Source organism: Clostridium sp. LXY-7, assembly GCF_056172015.1.
This window is the reverse complement of sequence record NZ_JBLLJL010000005.1, coordinates 1-18,956: the sequence shown is the minus strand read 5'-3', so window position 1 is coordinate 18,956 and position 18,956 is coordinate 1. Positions and strand designations below refer to the sequence as shown.

Here is an 18,956-nt window from a genome sequence, read left to right as displayed (position 1 = left end):
AAAATTAAACTTTAAGGTAGGTTATACCATCAAGTGGTATTAGAGCTTGTGGGGAAGGGTCATTACCAGCTAAGCCCACAAGGTATATAGTATAATATTTATCACCTTTTAGTGATATATTAGGAACATATAGAATTGGAATACCAGTATCAGCTAACTCTATTGATATATTATATCTACCTGGATCTAATTCAATATAGTCAGTTATATCTAGAAAATTTAAACCTCTATATAGTATAGGGCCATCTGGTATAGCAATATCTACACCAGGTATATTTTCTATAAATTGAGCTACTCTAACTTTAGCCTTACCTTTAGTAGGAGAACTTAGTGGTGTCTCAACAGCAGGGACTAAAATTAAATTACCGTCAATATCCTTTACTGCTGCAACTGTAATTACTGTTTTAGGAGGAACAAATAGATCTTCATCAAATAGAAGGTTTGAAGTATCACCAGTTTTATATATCTTTATATTGTAGGTTGAGGAAGGTACTTCAAAATAATCGGTGAATGCTCTATATTCTAAATCAGTAATTGTAGGTCTATCATTAATATAAATATCTACATTAGGAGTTCTAGGTGCAGCATGAAGAATTCTAATAAATGAATTCATATTTTCTGCATTAGCTTCAACGTCTTCTTTTCTCATAGCATTATGTTTTGAAAAATAATTAGGATACATTTTAACCTCACGAAGAAATGCTTCTAGAATTAATATATGTAACTTTAAAGGAATGGTTACAAAAAAAGCATAGAATAAAAAAATAATCTATGCCTTGAAATTTACTAAAACATGTCTTTTTTAACTAAATAAACCACTGCAACCATTGTTATAAGAAAAACCACAGTAGTAACAATGGTAAATCCATTGTTTTCCAAAGAAAATGGGATGTCAGTTACATTCATTCCAAACATACCAGATATTAAGGTTGGAATAGCTAAGACTATAGTTACAGAGGTTAAATACTTCATAACTTGGTTTTGATTATTAGAAATTATTGAAGCAAAAACATTCATAGTGCCGTTTAATACATCGCTATATATACTACACATTTCAATAGCTTGTCTATTTTCAATAATAACATCCTCTAAAATGTCTCTATCTTCATCATATTTAGTTAGTATTTCTAGTTTAAGAAGCTTTTCCAAGGTAAGCTCATTAGATTTTAAGGAAGTTGAAAAATAAACTAAGGATTTTTGAAGTGCAAATAGTTGTATAAGTTCTCTATTTTTTAAGGATTTATATAAAGTTTTCTCAACTAGAAGACTTTTTTTATTTATTTGTCTTAAATAAAGTAAATAATAGTTAGATACTCTATAGAGTATTTGAAGCATAAATCTTACCTTTTTAAAAGTAAAGAAAGAAGGGATTCTCTCCTTGTTAAAATCTGCTAGTATACCACTGTTTTTTAAACAAACTGTAAGTATAACCTGTGCATTGCTGATTATTGCTAAGGGATATGTATCATAGGTTAAAGAGTTGTCATCTACATCTGTAAAAGGAATGTCGAGGATGACTAAAGTACAATCATCTTCTATTTCAATTCTAGATCCTTCTTCTTCATCGAGAGCAGCATGAATAAAATCTTTTGGAATATTTAATTTTTGGCTTAGTAGAAGTATTTCTTCATCAGAAGGAGCTACTAGATTTATCCAACAACCACTTTCTATATCTTCTATAGTGTGTAAAACACCATTTAATTCACTCTTATATATAGAAATCATATTTTCACCTCTTCTAAAATGTTAGGATGCATATTCTAAATCTCAATAATATACATAACATATATTTTAGCACTATAATGTAATTTGACAACATAAACATAATATATAAAAGTAAATTTATTTATAAATATAGATTTAACATGTAATAAATAATTATTAATCATAATATAAGTTATGATATAATAATTAAGTGGTATGTAATTATGGAGGGGTCTTATGACATTAGGTGAACTGTTTATAATAGCCTTGGCTGTTTCTTTGGACGCTTTTGGAGTAGCTTTATGTATAGGATTAAATGGGGAGGTAAATTTCAGAAAAAAAACAATTTTTGCAATTTCATTTGGCTTTTTTCAATTTTTATTTTCTCTAATAGGTGGTATAGGAGGAAAAATATTTATTGAAAGAGTCGTAGCAGTTCCATCTATAATTGGTGGAATGGTCATAGCTATAGTTGGAGTATTAATGATTAAAGAAGGTATGGAATGTAAGAATGATAATTTGATTCTAAACCCTAAAATGTACTGTATACTGGGGATTTCCGTTAGTATTGATGCAATAGTTGTGGGATTTGTTACTTTATCAGCACTAAGAAGCATGGTAATATTAACTACATATACAGTAATCATAGGTATTGTCACTCTGGTAATGAGTATAGTAGCCTTTATAATTTCTAAATATTTAGTTAGAATAGAAGTTATAGGGAAGTATGCGGATTATATTGGAGGAATAATATTGATATTATTTGGACTTAAAATGATTTTTTTCTAAAGAAAGGATGAGTAAACTATGGAAACATTAAGAGAACTAAAAAGTTATGAAGTATTTAATTTTTTTAAAGAAATGAATAAGATTCCAAGAGGTTCAGGTAATGAAAAGGCTATTAGTGATTGGTTGGTAAAGTTTGCAAAAGAAAGAAACTTAGATGTAATTCAAGATCATGCAATGAATATAATTATTAAAAAACCAGGAACAAAAGGGTATGAAGGTTCACCAACAATTATTTTACAAGGACATATGGATATGGTTTGTGAAAAGAATACAGGAACAGTGCATGACTTTGAAAAAGATCCTATTGAGTTTATAGTTGATGGAGATTTTATAAAAGCTAATGGAACTACACTAGGTGCAGATAATGGAATTGCAGTAGCTTTTGGTTTAGCTATACTTGATTCTAGTGAAATTGCGCATCCACCAATAGAACTTTTAGTGACAACAGAAGAAGAAACAGGTATGGGTGGAGCAACTGCATTAAATCCAGAACATTTGAATGGAAGAATATTAATTAATATAGATTCTGAAGAAGAGGGAGTGCTTTTAGTAAGCTGTGCTGGTGGAGTAAAAGCTAAGATCTCTATTCCAGTAGAATATGAAGAAATTGATGATAACTATTCTACAATGGTAGTAAAGATTAGAGGGCTAAAAGGTGGTCACTCTGGTATGGAGATAAATAAAGAAAGAGGAAACTCAAATAAACTTATGGGAAGATTCTTAATGGATCTTGACTCAGTGGTAGATTTTAAATTATTATCATTAAATGGTGGAGCTAAGATGAATGCTATTCCTAGAGAAGCAGATGCCATTATAGCAGTTAGGACAGATGAATTGTCAAAAGTTCAAGAGAAAATTAATCAATGGAGTTCAATATTTAAGAATGAATTACAAGGTGTTGATGATAGCCTAGTATTAAGCTGTGAAAAAATTGATGCTTCCAATAAGGTATTTAGCGGAGAAAGTAAAACAGCAGTACTAAGAACTTTATTTATGATGCCTAACGGAGTTCAAACTATGAGTATGTCTATAGATGGACTTGTTCAAAGTTCTACTAATGTTGGGGTTGTTATTACAAAACAAGATAGCGTTGAATTTGACAATGCAATTAGAAGTTCTGTAAAATCTTTAAAGAAAGCTATAGTAGATCAGATGACTGTTCTTGCACAACTTTTAGGTGGTAGCATTGAGTTTGAAGCAGACTATCCTGAATGGCAATATAATCCAAACTCTAAGATTAGAGAAATATTTGAAAAAGCATATGAAAAGACTTTTAGTAAAAAAGCCGAAATTTCAGCAATCCATGCTGGACTTGAATGTGGTTTACTAAGTGATAAGTTTAATGGGGCAATAGATCAAATATCTTTTGGACCAAATATCTATGATGTTCATACTCCAGATGAGCATGTAAGTATTTCATCTGTAGATAGAATGTACAAATATTTACTTGAAGTATTAAAATCAATAAAATAGAATCTAAAATAAAAAATCTCCGGTAATTTGGAGATTTTTTATTTGTACATTATATCAAATTAAGGTATACTAAAAATTAGAAAAATATAAAACTTTAAAAAGCTAATTAATCTGTGATGATTTAGATTTTACTTATTGAACACATCATCTATGTGGTATATGTTTTTAATTTTCCATATGCTTTTAGAATTTTTTTCTAAATGTATGTCATATCTAATAGTTTTATAGGGAGGATGGCTATCTATACCAGTTACTTCCACTATACAGAAGGTATTATCTGAAAATTTGATTTCATACTTATCTAAAGAATAGAGTTTATTTTTATTAAATAAACCGGTAGTAGTATAATTTTTTACTGCATAATCCAAATCTGTATAATTCATATTCTTATACCGATTTATGGAGATATAAATACATAACGTTATTAAAAATAGTGATATAAAAAATACATTGAATATAGAAAGAGATTTTCTTTTTATATATTTATTTTTTTTGTAAATGAATTTATACATAATTAAATCATCACCTTAAGATAAATTACAATATATAAATTATAAAATAAAATGGAACAAATGTCAATATTTTACATTAGGAGAGTGGAGCAATGGAATTTTCTTCAATTGTATTAATGGAAGTAGATAAGCAGAAGCATTTCATAAAAGAGTTAGGAAGTTACGAAATTGGCCAGGGTGCAGAAAATATAAGAAAATTTTTTTGTCAGGGTGAAGAAGTAACTGTTTATTTCGATACTAATAAAGAGGTTGAAGATTGGGAATTTACTGCCATATATGACTTCTTTAATGAAGAGGACTTTAGTAATAACGGATTTACTATTGAACCCTATGATGAAGAATATAATCCAACATGGATAGTTAAATTCCAATATCATGAGGATCATGAGGTGGTAAAAGAAAAGATTAATAGATTATGTTCACTTATAACTTTAAATATGAAAGTAGTTTTTGACAAAATAAAAGATAAACAATCGGATTATAATTAAAGGATATTAACATCCGAGGGGGGAACTATGCGATTAGAATACATTAGTAAAGTAAAAGAAAATGATGTGTTGGGAAAAAATGTATATACTAATGATGGAAAGATATTATTGCGAGCTGGCGTAAAACTTTCGGACTTATATATAAAGAGACTAAATGAATTAGGTGTATATTATGTATATTTAGAAGATGTCAGATTGGATGATGTAGAGGTAGAAGATGAGAAATTGACTTTACTAAAACAACAGACTATGCAAAGTTTAAGAGAAATTTCAAGAGGTGTAGGTATTGTTGAAAGTAGTAAAAGGTATTTACAAACAGTGGATGAGTTAATAGATTATATTGTGGAAATTAATGATGTAAATAAGAGCTTGACGGATATACGAACTCATGATAATTATACATTTATACATAGTGTTAACACTGGAGTTATGGCTGTATTCTTTGGAATGACTTTGGGAATGAAGAGACAAAGCCTTACAGAGTTAGCAATAGGTGGAATGCTTCATGATATAGGAAAGATAAAGATAGCTACTAGTGTCATAAATAAAGAAGGCCCCCTTACGGATGAAGAGTTTAATGAAATGAGGAAGCATCCTATTTATGGGAGGAAACTTCTTGAAAAAAATGTTAATATACCATCTACATCTATTTTAGCTATAGAACAACATCATGAAAAGATAAATGGAAAAGGTTATCCTTATGGATTACGAGGAGAAGAAATCAGTACATTTGGGAAGATAACTGGAATTTGTGATGTTTATGACGCAGTAAATAGTAATAGAAGTTATAGAAAAAAGTTTAATCCTAATGAGGCATATGAGCTTATATTGTCAGGGTGTGGTATAGACTTTGATAATAAGTTAGTAAATATTTTTAGAAATACTTTTTCGGTGTATAGCTTGGGATCTTGTGTAAAGCTTTCAAATGGGGTAGAAGGATATGTTATCAGGCAAAATTCTAGGTTTCCAGATAGACCAGTGATAAGAGTACTTTATGATCATGAAACAAGAAAGCCTACAAAATTTTATGAAATTGACCTATTGAAGCATCTTAATTTAATTGTTCAAGAGGTAATATAAAGAATTATAACTAATATATAGCTTAGAAATGCACCTAAACTTAAATTATATGTTGGTGCATCTTTTTTATTCAGCGAAAGTTACATATATTAATAACAAAGGGATGGGGTATGAACATGAAAATTTCAAATATAAAAGTTACCATTACTGAAAAAGATTTATATAGTATAGTTTCAGAGGTACTTGATAAGTATATAAAAATACCAGGTATAGCTATAAATAAAATACTTATAGATGAATACATTAGTGTAAGTGGAGTTTATAAAAACAAGATAACCATACCTTTTGAATTAGGGATATCTATAAAAGGAGTAAAGAGCAATGTCTTATATTTAACTATCGAAAAGATTAATGTTAAAAAGATAAGAATAATAAATTCGATTACTAACATGATAATAAAAGTCATGACTAAGCAGTTTGAAGAATTTGGAATAGATATGTGTAAGAAAATTATTAGTATAGACTTTTATAAATTATGCCCTATAATTCCGTGGGTAGATTTTGTAATTAAGGATTTGAAGCTCATATCTTATGGTTTAGAAGCAGAAGTAAGTGATTTCAATTTTATTAATGAAGAAAACACACTAGAAAAAAATGAGCATAGTAAAATTTCAAACCCTGTTAAGAGAATAGAGATTCCTAAAACATCAGAAAATAGCAGAGCTAGTAATGCTAGATATAATTATAGAAATTTTAGAGGAGACTTTAAATACAGATTTCCTAAAAAATATGAATGTATGTATGATTACGTAGTGTTAATACCAGATATAATAGCATTATTATTGAGATTATTTAGGGATAAGAAGGTTACAAAGGAAACAAAATTTAATATATCTATAGCATTAGCATATCTATTCTTTCCATTAGATATTTTCCCTGATAGCATACCATTTATTGGACAAATTGATGATATAGCGGTTACTTTTTTTATGCTACAAAAAATATTATGTGATATCCCAGAGGAAATTATTTTAGAGAATTGGGAAGGTGAAGAGAATATAATAGTAATTGTTAAAGAGGCTATAGGGTTTTTGAATGATAAATTTAGAGTAAATGAAATTAAAAAAATAGCAGATATAGTTAGAATATCTTTAAAAAAGTCTTATAATTTTTTTGTAGAGTAACATATAAGGAGAGTATTATGGCAAAAAAATATTATGCAATAAAAAAAGGTTATGATTTTAATAATAATATTGTAATGGAAAATGTTATAGTTGAAAGCTGGGCTCAGTGTTTAAGTTATGTGAAGGGAGCTAGTGGAGCAGTTTATAAGAGTTTCTTATCTAAAGAGGAAGCTGAAGAATATTTAAATACCTCTAGTAACTTAAAAAAAGGTGAACACAAACATCCATTAGATGTACCACACATATATGTAGATGGTAGCTATAATGCTCGTGAAAATTTATTTGGATATGGCTTAGTAGTGGTTTATCAGGACGTTATTATTTATGTAGAATATGGCGGAGATGAAAATCATAAGGAATCTAACCAAAGACAAGTTCAAGGTGAATTAAACGCATCTATTGCTGCCATGAAATTTGCTGTTGAAAATAAGTTTAAGGAAATTGTTATTTTATATGATTATGAGGGAGTATGTAGTCATGCTACTGGAGCTTGGGAAAGAAAAAATAAATTATCTGAAAGCTATTATGAACAGGTACAAGAATTTAAAAATCAGAGAGGCTTAAACGTAATATTTGTTAAGGTAGACAGTCATACAGGAGATTTATATAACGATATGGCAGATGAATTATCTAAGGTTGGTGCTAAAGTATCATTAGAATATGTTGTAGATAAAGCCATTAATGGAAAAAAGATAAAAATAAAAGATTGTTTAGTTAAAGAGCATTTACAGTCCATACTGAAGATGAGTACAGAAAATCTTGAGATACAGCAAAAAGAAGAAATCTATGGTTGTGAAGATAATGATAGATATTTAAACCTCATCAAGGAATTAAAGAGTCTACATAATTTTGAACTAAGGCAGAAGATTAAAAATATAGAAGATGAAGAAAAAGATAACTTTCTAGTACATCTTATAGACAATTATCTATAAGATTGAAGAATAATAATAAATTAATTGCACATCATATAAGTAAGTAAATGAAGGGATGTGTACTATATGAAAATATTATTCAAATTGGTTACAGTTGGAACTATGGTAGCTGTTGCAGCAAACTATGTAATGCCTATGCTTGATAAAAAAACTAAAAGAAAAATGAAAAGAAGAATGAAGGATATGCAGCATATGGCAGGAGATGTGATAAATAAAGCAGTTACTTCATTAAAATAGCTAGAGGAAACTCTAGCTATTTTAATTTCTAATATTAGAAAAATTAAATTTGTCTAAAAAACTATATAACATTTTGTTTATTTTGACAGTTTATGATACAATATACAATATAAATAAACTTTTAATGAAATATTAAATATAGAGAAGAGGATGGGTTTTATGAAGATTTTATCTTTGGGGGAAAAGATAAAGGAGAGACGTAGGGAGCTAGATATGACGCTTAAAAACTTAGCTGGAGATAGAATTACTGCTGGCCAAATAAGTTTGATCGAGTCAGGAAAATCAAATCCTAGTATGGATCTTTTAGAATATTTAGCCAATACTTTAAATGTATCTGTAGAATATCTTATGGAAACAGAGGAAACTCAAGCAAACAAAATTTGTTTATACTATGAGAAGCTATCTCAAATAAATATTCTTAGAGATGAGTTAGCAGACGCAGAGAAACATATTAATATGTCAATGGAGTACATAGAGAAATACAATTTAGAAAATAGAAGAGCTAAATATATGTATTTAAAAGCATTGATTCATGAGAAAAAAGAAGAATACAGCTTAGCTGAAGAACTACTTTTATCATCCAATGTAATTTATATGAAAAATGAGAATTATGAAGAAGTAATAAATATACTTATTCTTTTAGGCAAAATATCATTAAATCTAAATGCATATAATTCAGCTTACAGTTATTTTCAACAGGCTGAGAAAGTATTCAATGAAGAAAATATATTTGATGAACTCTTAATTGGAGAAATTTATTTTTACATAAGTTTATCTTTATATAGATTGGGACTTAATGATAAATCTTTAGAGTATGTTAAATTTGTTGAAGAGAAAGTGAGATTGTTAAAAAATACTCATGATTACTCAACATGCTTTATGAATATAGCTAATGATCATTTTCAATCAGGGAAAATGCAAGATGCTATTAAGTTTATGAAAACAGGATTAAAGTTATATGAAGTGAAAGAGAATAATAGAAAGTATTCAAAAATACAAAATGATATCGGCTTCTTATATTCCGAATATGGAGATATTGACAAATCTTTTGAGCATTTAGAAGAAGCAAGGTGTATAAGAGAAAGAGACGAAGAGGGTCTATTAGAGACTTTGATAAATATTTGTTATAATTATATAAAAACTAAAGATAATGACAATGCTAGAAAAACCTTAGAGATTATAAAACAATGTTTGCAAAACATTAATCATGTAGATGGAAAAGATTTTTGTAATTATTATTTGCTAAAATATAAAGTAGAAATTTTAGAAAATAAGTATGATGAAGCAGAAAAAACTTTAGTGGAAACTTTAAGTTATGCAGAAAAAATGGGATATAAAAGACAAAGTGTTAAGTTGGCAATAACTTTAGGAAAATTCCTCATGGATATAGGAAGAGAGCAGGAGGCATCTAAATACTTAAATACAAGTATTAAGATTTTATATGATATGGACAAATTGTCTGACTTTTAATAAAGAGGGGTATAATTATGGAGATATTATCGACGGGAGAAAAGATTAAAAGAATAAGGGTATATAAAGGAATGACGCTTAAAGATATTTGTGAAGATAAGATTTCTGTATCGAAAATGAGCTGCATTGAAAATAATAAAGTGGTAGCAGAAGAATGGATTTTGGAATTAGTGGCAAAAAAATTAGATTTAGATATAGAATATCTTAAGTATGGGGTAAAAGAGCAGATAGAAAGTAATATAAGTGATTTTTCTCAAGGCAAAAATATAAATATAGAAGATATTCTTTATAATATAGATTATGCAGATAAATATAAATATTATAATTTAAGTTGTAAATTATTTCAGATATTGTTTAAACTATATCTTTCAAAGGGGAATAAAGAAAAACTCAGCAATATAATTCCAAGATATTATAATTCGTGCCAAAAATCTAAAGATGAGCTTTTATATATAGAATACTATATGGATATAGCAAGATATCTATGTATTAATAAGGAGTATTTACAAGCATGTAGTTATTTTGCAACTGTAAGAAGAAAGTTAGAGGAAATTGATAAAAAACAATCTGATGAATACATAAAAGCTATTTATGATCAATGTGCTTCTTATTTTATGGGGAAAGAAATTAGTAAGGCTTGTAATATGATACCAGATTTAATTGAAGTGCTTGAATTTGAACAATCAGATTCTACTAAAGCAGAGATATGTAAGATTATTGCACTAGTAAGTATATATTTAGATAAAGAGAGATTTTATGAATATAAAGATAAAGCTCTTTCTTTATATGGTGAAAATACCCATGAAAAGAGCAAAGCGCATTATAATTTTGGAGCATCCATGTTAGAAAATGGAATGATAGAAGATGGATTAAAATATATAAATATAGCGATTGAAGAATATCCAAAGGACGATAATGACAAATTGTGTAAATTTTACATAAATATAATTAAGACTCTTATAGAATATGACCAATTAATCCAAGCAGAGTCTTTATCAGAAATAACAATAGATTTAGCAATAGAGATTGATAAGGTTTCTTATATCGATAAGGCGTATTATTATAAAGCATTACTTTTAGAAAAGCAAAATAAATTTATTTTGGCAGAAACATACATTAATCTTTCTTTGGATGCACTTGTGAAATATGGAAGTAGAGATGAGATTATTAAAAGATATTTAAGAATTGGAAATATGTATTATAAATTAGGCGAATTAAAGGATTCTATTAGATACTTTGACCTTGCTATAAAAGAAGAGAAAGAATTTTATATGTAATATAACTTAAAACTCTAGAGATTTATCTCTAGAGTTTTAAATTTATTTTAATGATATTAATTAAGTTTAAATTTGCGAGTATTTATTGATGATATAATTTTTTGCTTTAAGTTCTAAGGTATCATCTAAAGGTGTCAGTGATATATCAGAGTATTTAGTATTTAAAGCTAATGAAATTAGCCTATCTGCTAATTCGGGATTCTTAGATAAAAGGCTTCCATGAAAATAAGTACAGAATGTATTTTTGTATATACATCCTTCTTTTCCATCTTCTCCATTGTTACCATAACCATGTTTTATCATTCCTAAAGGTTTTAAGTCGCCAGTAAAAGTTTTACCAGAATGATTTTCAAAGCCAACATAGGTTTCCCTAAAATCTTCATTATATATGACACAATTGCCTATGAATCTTTTTTCGCATCCTTCGGTATAGATATCTAATATGCCTAATCCATCTAACTTTTCTCCTGTAGCAGTTGTATAGCTTTTTCCAAGTAATTGATATCCACCACAGATACTGAGAAATACTTTATTATTCTCTATATATTCAGTAATACTTTCTTTTTTTGTTTCAAGAATATCTTTAGAAACTATGGACTGCTCATAATCTTGACCACCACCAAAAAATACAATATCATAATCATCTTTAATAAAATCATTATCAATGGAAACATTAATTAAATTAACTTTAATGCCTCTATTTTCAGCTCTATGTTTAAGAATAAGAATATTTCCTATATCCCCATATACGTTTAACAAATCAGGATATAAATGACAAATATTTAGTTCCATACTATTACCACCTTACCAAATTTTATTGATATACCCTTTGCTATGAAGTAATTTTCTTAAATGCAACATAGCAGTATAGGTCACCAAAATATAAGTTGTATCTTCTTTAGAGTTAATTATGCTATTAATAAGAGTATCGTCATCTTCACATAATATAAATTTATTTGTATGTAAATTTGCAACCTTTAATCTTACTGCCATATCATAAAGTCTAATTCCGCCTATGATAATATCATTTGTATTTAAGGTGGTCAAACTTTCAAAATCAACATCCCAAATCCAAGAAACATCAGTACCATCAGCATAGTTATCATTAAGCATTAAAGCTAAATTAATAGGTTTATTATCTAAAAGTATAGTATTAACAGCTTGATTATATCCAGCAGGATTTTTTACTAATATAATTTTTACTTCTTTTCCATTAATATCTAAAATCTCTTGCCTTCCAAAACTACTTTTTTGATTTGATAATGAATTTATAATGCTATTTTTATTGATGTCTAGTTCACTTGCTACAGCAATAGCACATAAAGCATTATAAATGTTATATTCTCCAGCTTGACTAATAATATATTCTGTATCATTAATTAAAACCTCAGATCCAGAAGAAGTTAAATTTATTATTTTATTAACAGAATATTTAAGTTCAGGTCTTTTATAATCGCAGCCTTCGCAGTAATATTTACCAAGATGATTATAAGTTATAAAGTCGTAACTATAGGGAGTTTTGCAAAATTTACAAAATTTACTATCTGCATTTACATTTAAAACAACATTATCTTTTATAGGTACATTAAACCCATAATAAATAGATGAATTAGTGCAAGGCATTTTGCCTAATAAAGATTCATCACCATTGAGTATTAAAGTAGTATTAGGAGTTTTTTGAATTCCTTCTAGTATTTTATTATAAGTAGTATGTACTTCACCATATCTGTCTAATTGATCCCTGAATAAGTTTGTAACAGTAATTATATTAGGTTTTAACGAACTTGTAATAATTTGAAGATATGCTTCATCCACTTCAATAACAGCATACTTTTTTTTACGTCTCCCAGTAAATTTATAGTTGTCAATAAAGCAAGCCACTATTCCAGTATTCATATTAGCGCCAGTATTATTTGTAATTACGTCTTTTTCATCTTTTTTTAGCATGTTATATATCATGCTTGTGGTTGTAGTCTTTCCATTGGTTCCAGTAACTAGTACTACAGAATAATTTTTAGAAATAGTTGATAATATATTTTTATCTATAGCTAAAGCTATTTTACCAGGAAAATTAGATCCACCTTTGAAAAAGGCTTTAGATAAATTTAATACTATTTTTGAGGTTATTATAGAAATAAAAGAATTAATTTTAATTTTGAACACATCCTTTAAAAATACTTATCTAATTGAAGATTAGATTTAACATCAAGTTTATATTATAACATATGAAAGAATTAATGGCACTAATTTCATTTATATTAAATAAGAAGCTACACATATATATAAATGCTGTAAGAAAGTAAAATAGGTAAGGTATGATAAGAGTTATATTACTATGAAATTATTTCCTTTTACTATAAAATTATAGGTGAATTTTTAAAATAAAGATGGATAGTTGAGATAAATTTAATTATATGAATTAATTAGAATAGAATCATATAATAAATAAAAACAATATATGTGCTACACTAAATATGATGATGAATAATTTTGAATATTATATTGCAATTTCACTTTCATATAGGGAATTTATATATAAATAATAAAATTTTTCTTGCATTTTTCTTAATATGTAGTATCATAATATTGTAGATATCTTAATATATTATTAAAAATGAGAATAAATAATATTGGATAATTGAGCTGGGGGTAGAGAAATGAGCTTAGATTTAAATTATTTAAAGATTAATACAACAAATGAGGTGTACAGAAACTTAAATAGTGCAGCACTTATATCGCATGCATTAAAAAGATCAGAAGGTACGTTGGCCGATAGTGGAGCATTAGTAGTCCAAACCGGAAAATATACAGGAAGATCACCTAAGGATAGATTTATTGTTAAGCAGAAAAACATAGAAGATCTAATAAATTGGGGAGACGTTAATTTACCTATTGATGAAGAGGTTTTCAATAACTTGTATGCAAAGGTTACAAAATATCTTTCAGATAAAGAATTGTTTGTTTTTGATGGGTATGTAGGAGCTATGAAAGAATACAAAATGAATATAAGAGTTATAAATGAATATGCTTCAGAGGCACTTATGTCAACACAATTATTTAGAAGGTTTAAAGAAGAAGAATTAAAAGGCTTTGAACCAGAATTTAATGTGATAGTTGCACCAGGATTTAAAGCTAATGGAAAAGAAGATGGCGTAAATTCAGAGGCATTTATAATAATAAATTTTGATAAAAAAATTGTTCTTATTGGGGGAACTCAATATTCAGGAGAAATAAAAAAATCAATATTCTCTATAATGAACTTTTTATTGCCGATAAAGGGAGTATTCCCAATGCATTGTTCAGCTAATATAGGAGAGAATGGAGATACTGCTGTATTTTTTGGCTTGTCAGGAACAGGAAAGACTACATTATCTGCTGATCCAGATAGAAAATTAATTGGTGATGATGAACATGGTTGGTGTGATACGGGAGTATTTAACTTTGAAGGTGGATGTTATGCAAAAACTATAAATTTAGATAGAGAAAAAGAGAAGCAAATATATGATGCATTGAAATTTGGTGCCCTTTTAGAAAATGTAATATTAGATAAAAATAACAAACCTATATTTGAAGATGGATCACTAACAGAAAATACTAGAGGTGCATATCCAGTGGAATATATTGAAAATGCGGAATTAGGTGGAATTGGTGGACATCCTAATACTATTATTTTCTTAACTGCGGACGCATTTGGTGTAATTCCTCCAATATCTAAACTTACAAAGGAAAGTGCTATGTATCACTTTATGTCAGGATACACAAGTAAGCTAGCAGGCACAGAAAGAGGTATTACGGAGCCAAAAGCTACATTCTCTGCTTGTTTTGGTGAACCATTTATGTTAATGAAACCAGCAGTTTATGCTAAGTTGTTGGGTGAGAAAATTTTAAAACATAATACAGAGGTATATTTAGTAAACACTGGATGGTCAGGTGGAGAATATGGTGTTGGAAAACGAATGAATCTAACATATACAAGAGCCATGGTTAAAGCTGCCATAGAGGGTCAATTAAGAAATGCTGAATTTGAAAAAGATAATAAATTTAATATGCTTATGCCTAAGAGTGTTCCAGGAGTGCCAAGTGAAATTTTAAATCCAAGAAATACTTGGGCAAATAAAGAAGCTTATGATGTTAAATCTGCAGAACTTATTAGACAGTTTAATATTAACTTTAAAAAGTTTAAAGAAGTAACTTCAGATATATTAGATGCCGCTCCAAGAGAGTAGAATATAACGTTAGGAATAGTAAAGGACTATGTCAAAATAATAATTTTGACATAGTCCTCTTATTTCCTTAATTTATTATAATTTGCATATAAAGCTTAATTTATATATAATTACATAAGAATAGTTTGTAAATTTGAATAATATCAAGGAGAGATGGAATGTGAAAAAATCTAAAGTGTTTAGTGTTCTTATAGGTATTATTATATTAGTAGTGGCAGTATACTTATTTATGAATAATAGAGGAGAAGTTTCAATAAATGAAGATTTAAATGTAGTAGTGGAGAAATGGGAAAATATATATGAAGGTAATAATATTCATTTTTACTACATAGATTCTAGTAAACCTGAAATTAAGAATCTAAAAAATAAATATGAATTTGATAGAATGACAAATAAAGCTGAGGATGAAATATCAAAAACTATGATCTTATCTGGTTGGTTAAATAGTAGAAGTAAACCTAAAGTATCGGCTATGGATAGTAAAAAAGCTGCAGAAGAGATTATTTTACAATTAGAAACTAATGAAGTTATTTCTCAAAAGGACTACAATTCAGTATTGGAAGAGGCTTTGGCGACTATAGGAATCATCAGTAGAAGTGGTGAATTAAGAGGTGAAAATGTTTATGGTATCATCGAGATATGGAGTGAAAGATATAATAAATGGGTGGCTATAGATGGTATGAATGAAAGCTATTTTACTATTGATGATGTACCATTATCGGCGGTGGAATTAGTTGAATGTAATATATCTAAGGTTATATTGCCAAATGGCGAAAATAAAATTAAGAATAAAAGTAAATATTTTAAAGAATTAAGCAAAAGTATTAAAGCTTATACAATAAAGATAGATAATAGTAAATATACAGATATGAAGAGTAATTCTAATATAACATATGTTAAGGATATACAATTTACTCAGTTGGAAACTAAGGAAGGATATATTCAACCTACGATTTTTGTCAATAAATCAAATGTATTTGAATTAAATCCAACAGTGTCATATAAAAATGAGGAAACGGATACTATGCCTACACTTATATTTGCTAAAAGAAACATAAAAGAAGATGGGGATAATTATAAAAAGTTTTCCATTGGAGCATTTCAAAATAGTATTATGATTGATGAATTTTATTTAAGTATAAATGATGAACCATATATTAAAGTAGAAACCTATTATGATATAGCTTTACAAGGCGGTAATAATGTTATTAAATTATCTTTAGACGGAAAAAATGCAGTAAGAACAGTAGAAATTAAAAAGAAATAAGAAAGAGGTATTTATACATGGATTTTATCTTATTATTTAAAGCAATAATAATAGCAATAGTAGAAGGCGTAACGGAATTCATTCCAGTATCATCCACTGGACATATGATTATAGTTGGAGATTTAATTAATTTCACTGGAGACTTTGCAAAATTATTTCAAATTGTTATTCAACTAGGTGCAATACTAGCCATAGTAGTTTTATATAAAGAGAAGTTATTTGGATCCATAGGAGGATTTTTTAAAGGAAAGCAGACATCAATTAGATTTTGGGTTAATATAGTTATTGCTTGTATACCAGCCGCTGTTTTAGGTTTTGCACTTGAGGATATGATAGACAAATATCTGTTCAACACTAGTACTGTAACCCTTGCTTTAATAGTTGGCGGGATATTGATGATAGTAGCAGAAAAGACCTTTAGAAATAAAACTATAACTAGAGATATAGATGACATGACTATTGGTCAAGCTTTTAGAGTTGGAATTTTTCAATGTTTAGCAATGTGGCCAGGAATGTCAAGATCTGCATCTACTATAATAGGTGGATGGGTAAATGGGTTATCTACAGTAGTTGCTACTGAGTTTTCATTCTTTCTTGCCATACCTGTAATGGTAGGAGCTTCAGGAATAAAGTTAATAAAGTATGACAATCCTTTAAGTGGTGGAGAAATAATAGTTCTAATAGTTGGATTTATTGTAGCATTTTTATCAGCGCTTGTATGTGTTGAAAAATTTATTGGATATCTAAAGAAAAAACCAATGAAAAATTTTGCTTATTATAGAATTGTTTTAGGTGTAGTATTATTTGTTTTAGCATTAACAGGAATAATAACAGTATAGAAGTATAATTTTTAAACAATATAGTATTTAAAAAAGGTTATTTTAGGATGTTATTCTAAATAACCTTTTTTAAATTAAATATTAAAAAATTAATGGTAGAGTTTAGCTAGCATGTATAAGGAATAATATAATAATTTCTATAGAAAATTATAATTAGTATAGTAAAACTTTATTAAGTAAAATCATTGTAGTATATTAATTAACCATGGGAGAATATTAAATGCTACAAATTAACCAATTATGATCATAATTGAAATTTTCAGAAATTACACATTAATTTGACATATTACATAAAGAATTTTATAATGACCTTAATCATATTTCTATTAGATTGTTAGATGGAGGGTATATATGAAGGAAATTAAGCGCTATTTAGAAACAAGAGAAGGAGAATATAGTTTTTATTTTGAAGACTTAAAAAGTGGGTATACTTACGGATTTAATGAAAAGAATCAGATGCCAGCGGCTGGATGCATTAAAGTGCCTATAGCTATGGCTGCAATGAAAGAAGTAGAGAATGGTAATATATCATTGAGTGAGTTAGTTGAAATAACTGAAGATGATAAGGCTTCAGGTTTTTTTGGAATTATTAGTGAATTTACAAATAAAAAGTATTCTATAAAAGAGCTAATAGTAGCTATGTTAATTCAAAGTGATAATACAGCGGCATGCAAAATTATCAAAATTATAGGAATGAATAAGATAAATGATCTAATTCAAAATATAGGACTTAAATCTACAATGGTTAAAAAATATCCATCTAATATTAAACTAGAGGATGAAAACGAAAACATAACAACAAGTTACGATTTGGCCAAAGCTTTAAAATTGTTAAGAAACGAAGAAGTACTAACAAAAGAAAATAGTGAATTTATTTTACAAGTACTACGAAAACAGCAACCCACTTCAAAAATACCATTTTATTTACCTAAAGAGATTCAAGTGAAAGCAGCCAATAAAATAGGGATGTTAGATAATTTAGAAAATGAGATGGTGCTTGTAAGTACAAAAAAAGGAGATTTTGTATTTACTGTGATGGCTAATAAATTACCGTCAAATGTATATGGAGTTACTACAATATCAAAATCTGGGAAGATGATGTATGATATGATCGATAAAGATTGGAATTAATAAATATTAAAATAAGGTGAAATCTTACGATTTCACCTTATTTTAATACAATGATGATTTTTTAGGGATTTAACCAATGTTAAGGGTGTTGTTGTAATAATTAAGATTAATAAAATAACAACTGTACCTGATGTATCCATATGTGAAAAGAAGAAAAAAAAGTAGAATTACTTTAAAAAGGACACTTAATTTAACTTAATGGAATATATACTAATGTGGACATGCAATACCTATGGTAAGATAAGTCTTGTCGCTGAGAGGTGATAACGAAGCAGCAAAAACGAGTTGAAAAACTTGAAAAAAGTTGTTGACAAAGAAGAAATTCTTTGATAGAATAGTAAAAGTCGTCACTAATAAGTGATGGTGAAATGGTCTTTGAAAATTAAACAGAGAAGAAGGTAAAACCA

18 protein-coding genes are annotated in these 18,956 nt (G+C 27.9%); 13 read left to right on the top strand and 5 right to left on the bottom strand.

The genetic code is table 11. From position 1 onward, the window contains the following. Positions 1 to 4: 4 nt before the first annotated feature. Both ACI48Q_RS16375 and ACI48Q_RS16370 read right to left on the bottom strand, forming a co-directional pair. Positions 5 to 682 carry a DUF4397 domain-containing protein gene (locus tag ACI48Q_RS16375; protein ID WP_474920210.1) on the bottom strand — a complete coding sequence of 226 codons (678 nt, stop codon included), beginning with the start codon at positions 680 to 682 and terminating at the stop codon, positions 5 to 7. Positions 683 to 786: 104 nt separating this feature from the next. Beyond that, a complete protein-coding gene (locus ACI48Q_RS16370; protein WP_474920209.1) occupies positions 787 to 1,725 on the bottom strand; it encodes a magnesium transporter CorA family protein in 939 nt (312 codons plus the stop codon). Positions 1,726 to 1,941: 216 nt separating this feature from the next. Between ACI48Q_RS16370 and ACI48Q_RS16365 the strand changes: the two genes are divergently transcribed. Then, positions 1,942 to 2,493, top strand: coding sequence for a manganese efflux pump MntP (locus ACI48Q_RS16365; protein WP_474920208.1), 552 nt, complete (start codon positions 1,942 to 1,944; stop codon positions 2,491 to 2,493). 18 nt (positions 2,494 to 2,511) lie between these two features. Continuing rightward, entirely contained in the window at positions 2,512 to 3,966 is a 1,455-nt protein-coding gene (locus ACI48Q_RS16360) for an aminoacyl-histidine dipeptidase (RefSeq protein WP_474920207.1), read from the top strand. A gap of 128 nt (positions 3,967 to 4,094) precedes the next feature. On the opposite strand, the gene ACI48Q_RS16355 is transcribed toward ACI48Q_RS16360, so the two are convergent. Beyond that, positions 4,095 to 4,349, bottom strand: a complete 255-nt coding sequence (locus tag ACI48Q_RS16355) for a hypothetical protein (protein ID WP_474920206.1) — start codon at positions 4,347 to 4,349, stop codon at positions 4,095 to 4,097. Positions 4,350 to 4,570: 221 nt separating this feature from the next. On the opposite strand from ACI48Q_RS16355, the gene ACI48Q_RS16350 reads away from it, so the two are divergent. The 7 genes from ACI48Q_RS16350 to ACI48Q_RS16320 all read left to right on the top strand — a co-directional run bounded on the left by ACI48Q_RS16350 (position 4,571) and on the right by ACI48Q_RS16320 (position 11,086). Further along, complete coding sequence (locus tag ACI48Q_RS16350) at positions 4,571 to 4,966, top strand: DUF6762 family protein (protein WP_474920205.1); 396 nt, start codon at positions 4,571 to 4,573, stop codon at positions 4,964 to 4,966. Between the two features lie 27 nt (positions 4,967 to 4,993). Next, a complete protein-coding gene (locus ACI48Q_RS16345; protein ID WP_474920203.1) occupies positions 4,994 to 6,046 on the top strand; it encodes an HD-GYP domain-containing protein in 1,053 nt (350 codons plus the stop codon). A 116-nt stretch (positions 6,047 to 6,162) separates the two neighbouring features. Continuing rightward, on the top strand, positions 6,163 to 7,170 hold the full coding sequence (locus ACI48Q_RS16340; RefSeq protein WP_474920202.1) for a YkvA family protein: 1,008 nt from the start codon (positions 6,163 to 6,165) through the stop codon (positions 7,168 to 7,170). 17 nt (positions 7,171 to 7,187) lie between these two features. Next, positions 7,188 to 8,102, top strand: coding sequence for a ribonuclease H1 domain-containing protein (locus ACI48Q_RS16335; protein ID WP_474920201.1), 915 nt, complete (start codon positions 7,188 to 7,190; stop codon positions 8,100 to 8,102). A 66-nt stretch (positions 8,103 to 8,168) separates the two neighbouring features. Beyond that, positions 8,169 to 8,339, top strand: a complete 171-nt coding sequence (locus ACI48Q_RS16330) for a hypothetical protein (RefSeq protein ID WP_474920200.1) — start codon at positions 8,169 to 8,171, stop codon at positions 8,337 to 8,339. A gap of 159 nt (positions 8,340 to 8,498) precedes the next feature. Next, positions 8,499 to 9,809 carry a helix-turn-helix domain-containing protein gene (locus ACI48Q_RS16325; RefSeq protein WP_474920199.1) on the top strand — a complete coding sequence of 437 codons (1,311 nt, stop codon included), beginning with the start codon at positions 8,499 to 8,501 and terminating at the stop codon, positions 9,807 to 9,809. Between the two features lie 17 nt (positions 9,810 to 9,826). Further along, complete coding sequence (locus ACI48Q_RS16320; protein ID WP_474920198.1) at positions 9,827 to 11,086, top strand: helix-turn-helix domain-containing protein; 1,260 nt, start codon at positions 9,827 to 9,829, stop codon at positions 11,084 to 11,086. Between the two features lie 66 nt (positions 11,087 to 11,152). On the opposite strand, the gene ACI48Q_RS16315 is transcribed toward ACI48Q_RS16320, so the two are convergent. Next, positions 11,153 to 11,878 (bottom strand): type 1 glutamine amidotransferase, encoded by a 726-nt coding sequence (locus ACI48Q_RS16315; protein WP_474920197.1) that lies wholly within the window; start codon positions 11,876 to 11,878, stop codon positions 11,153 to 11,155. 12 nt (positions 11,879 to 11,890) lie between these two features. Next, positions 11,891 to 13,249, bottom strand: a complete 1,359-nt coding sequence (locus ACI48Q_RS16310) for a MurT ligase domain-containing protein (RefSeq protein ID WP_474920196.1) — start codon at positions 13,247 to 13,249, stop codon at positions 11,891 to 11,893. Between the two features lie 494 nt (positions 13,250 to 13,743). Between ACI48Q_RS16310 and pckA the strand changes: the two genes are divergently transcribed. From pckA to ACI48Q_RS16290, 4 genes are all read left to right on the top strand, one after another. Beyond that, entirely contained in the window at positions 13,744 to 15,312 is a 1,569-nt protein-coding gene (gene pckA / locus ACI48Q_RS16305; protein ID WP_474920195.1) for a phosphoenolpyruvate carboxykinase (ATP), read from the top strand. A gap of 160 nt (positions 15,313 to 15,472) precedes the next feature. Continuing rightward, positions 15,473 to 16,579, top strand: coding sequence for a hypothetical protein (locus ACI48Q_RS16300; protein WP_474920194.1), 1,107 nt, complete (start codon positions 15,473 to 15,475; stop codon positions 16,577 to 16,579). Between the two features lie 17 nt (positions 16,580 to 16,596). Beyond that, positions 16,597 to 17,418: an undecaprenyl-diphosphate phosphatase gene (locus tag ACI48Q_RS16295; RefSeq protein WP_474920193.1), complete on the top strand. Its 822-nt coding sequence runs from the start codon at positions 16,597 to 16,599 to the stop codon at positions 17,416 to 17,418. A 351-nt stretch (positions 17,419 to 17,769) separates the two neighbouring features. Further along, on the top strand, positions 17,770 to 18,549 hold the full coding sequence (locus ACI48Q_RS16290; RefSeq protein ID WP_474920192.1) for a serine hydrolase: 780 nt from the start codon (positions 17,770 to 17,772) through the stop codon (positions 18,547 to 18,549). Positions 18,550 to 18,956: the final 407 nt, after the last annotated feature.

Coding starts and splice junctions, on each gene's coding strand:
- ACI48Q_RS16375 (WP_474920210.1), bottom strand. CDS start 682: ATGTATCCTAATTATTTTTCAAAACATAATGCTATGAGAAAAGAAGAC.
- ACI48Q_RS16370 (WP_474920209.1), bottom strand. CDS start 1,725: ATGATTTCTATATATAAGAGTGAATTAAATGGTGTTTTACACACTATA.
- ACI48Q_RS16365 (WP_474920208.1), top strand. CDS start 1,942: ATGACATTAGGTGAACTGTTTATAATAGCCTTGGCTGTTTCTTTGGAC.
- ACI48Q_RS16360 (WP_474920207.1), top strand. CDS start 2,512: ATGGAAACATTAAGAGAACTAAAAAGTTATGAAGTATTTAATTTTTTT.
- ACI48Q_RS16355 (WP_474920206.1), bottom strand. CDS start 4,349: ATGAATTATACAGATTTGGATTATGCAGTAAAAAATTATACTACTACC.
- ACI48Q_RS16350 (WP_474920205.1), top strand. CDS start 4,571: ATGGAATTTTCTTCAATTGTATTAATGGAAGTAGATAAGCAGAAGCAT.
- ACI48Q_RS16345 (WP_474920203.1), top strand. CDS start 4,994: ATGCGATTAGAATACATTAGTAAAGTAAAAGAAAATGATGTGTTGGGA.
- ACI48Q_RS16340 (WP_474920202.1), top strand. CDS start 6,163: ATGAAAATTTCAAATATAAAAGTTACCATTACTGAAAAAGATTTATAT.
- ACI48Q_RS16335 (WP_474920201.1), top strand. CDS start 7,188: ATGGCAAAAAAATATTATGCAATAAAAAAAGGTTATGATTTTAATAAT.
- ACI48Q_RS16330 (WP_474920200.1), top strand. CDS start 8,169: ATGAAAATATTATTCAAATTGGTTACAGTTGGAACTATGGTAGCTGTT.
- ACI48Q_RS16325 (WP_474920199.1), top strand. CDS start 8,499: ATGAAGATTTTATCTTTGGGGGAAAAGATAAAGGAGAGACGTAGGGAG.
- ACI48Q_RS16320 (WP_474920198.1), top strand. CDS start 9,827: ATGGAGATATTATCGACGGGAGAAAAGATTAAAAGAATAAGGGTATAT.
- ACI48Q_RS16315 (WP_474920197.1), bottom strand. CDS start 11,878: ATGGAACTAAATATTTGTCATTTATATCCTGATTTGTTAAACGTATAT.
- pckA (WP_474920195.1), top strand. CDS start 13,744: ATGAGCTTAGATTTAAATTATTTAAAGATTAATACAACAAATGAGGTG.
- ACI48Q_RS16295 (WP_474920193.1), top strand. CDS start 16,597: ATGGATTTTATCTTATTATTTAAAGCAATAATAATAGCAATAGTAGAA.
- ACI48Q_RS16290 (WP_474920192.1), top strand. CDS start 17,770: ATGAAGGAAATTAAGCGCTATTTAGAAACAAGAGAAGGAGAATATAGT.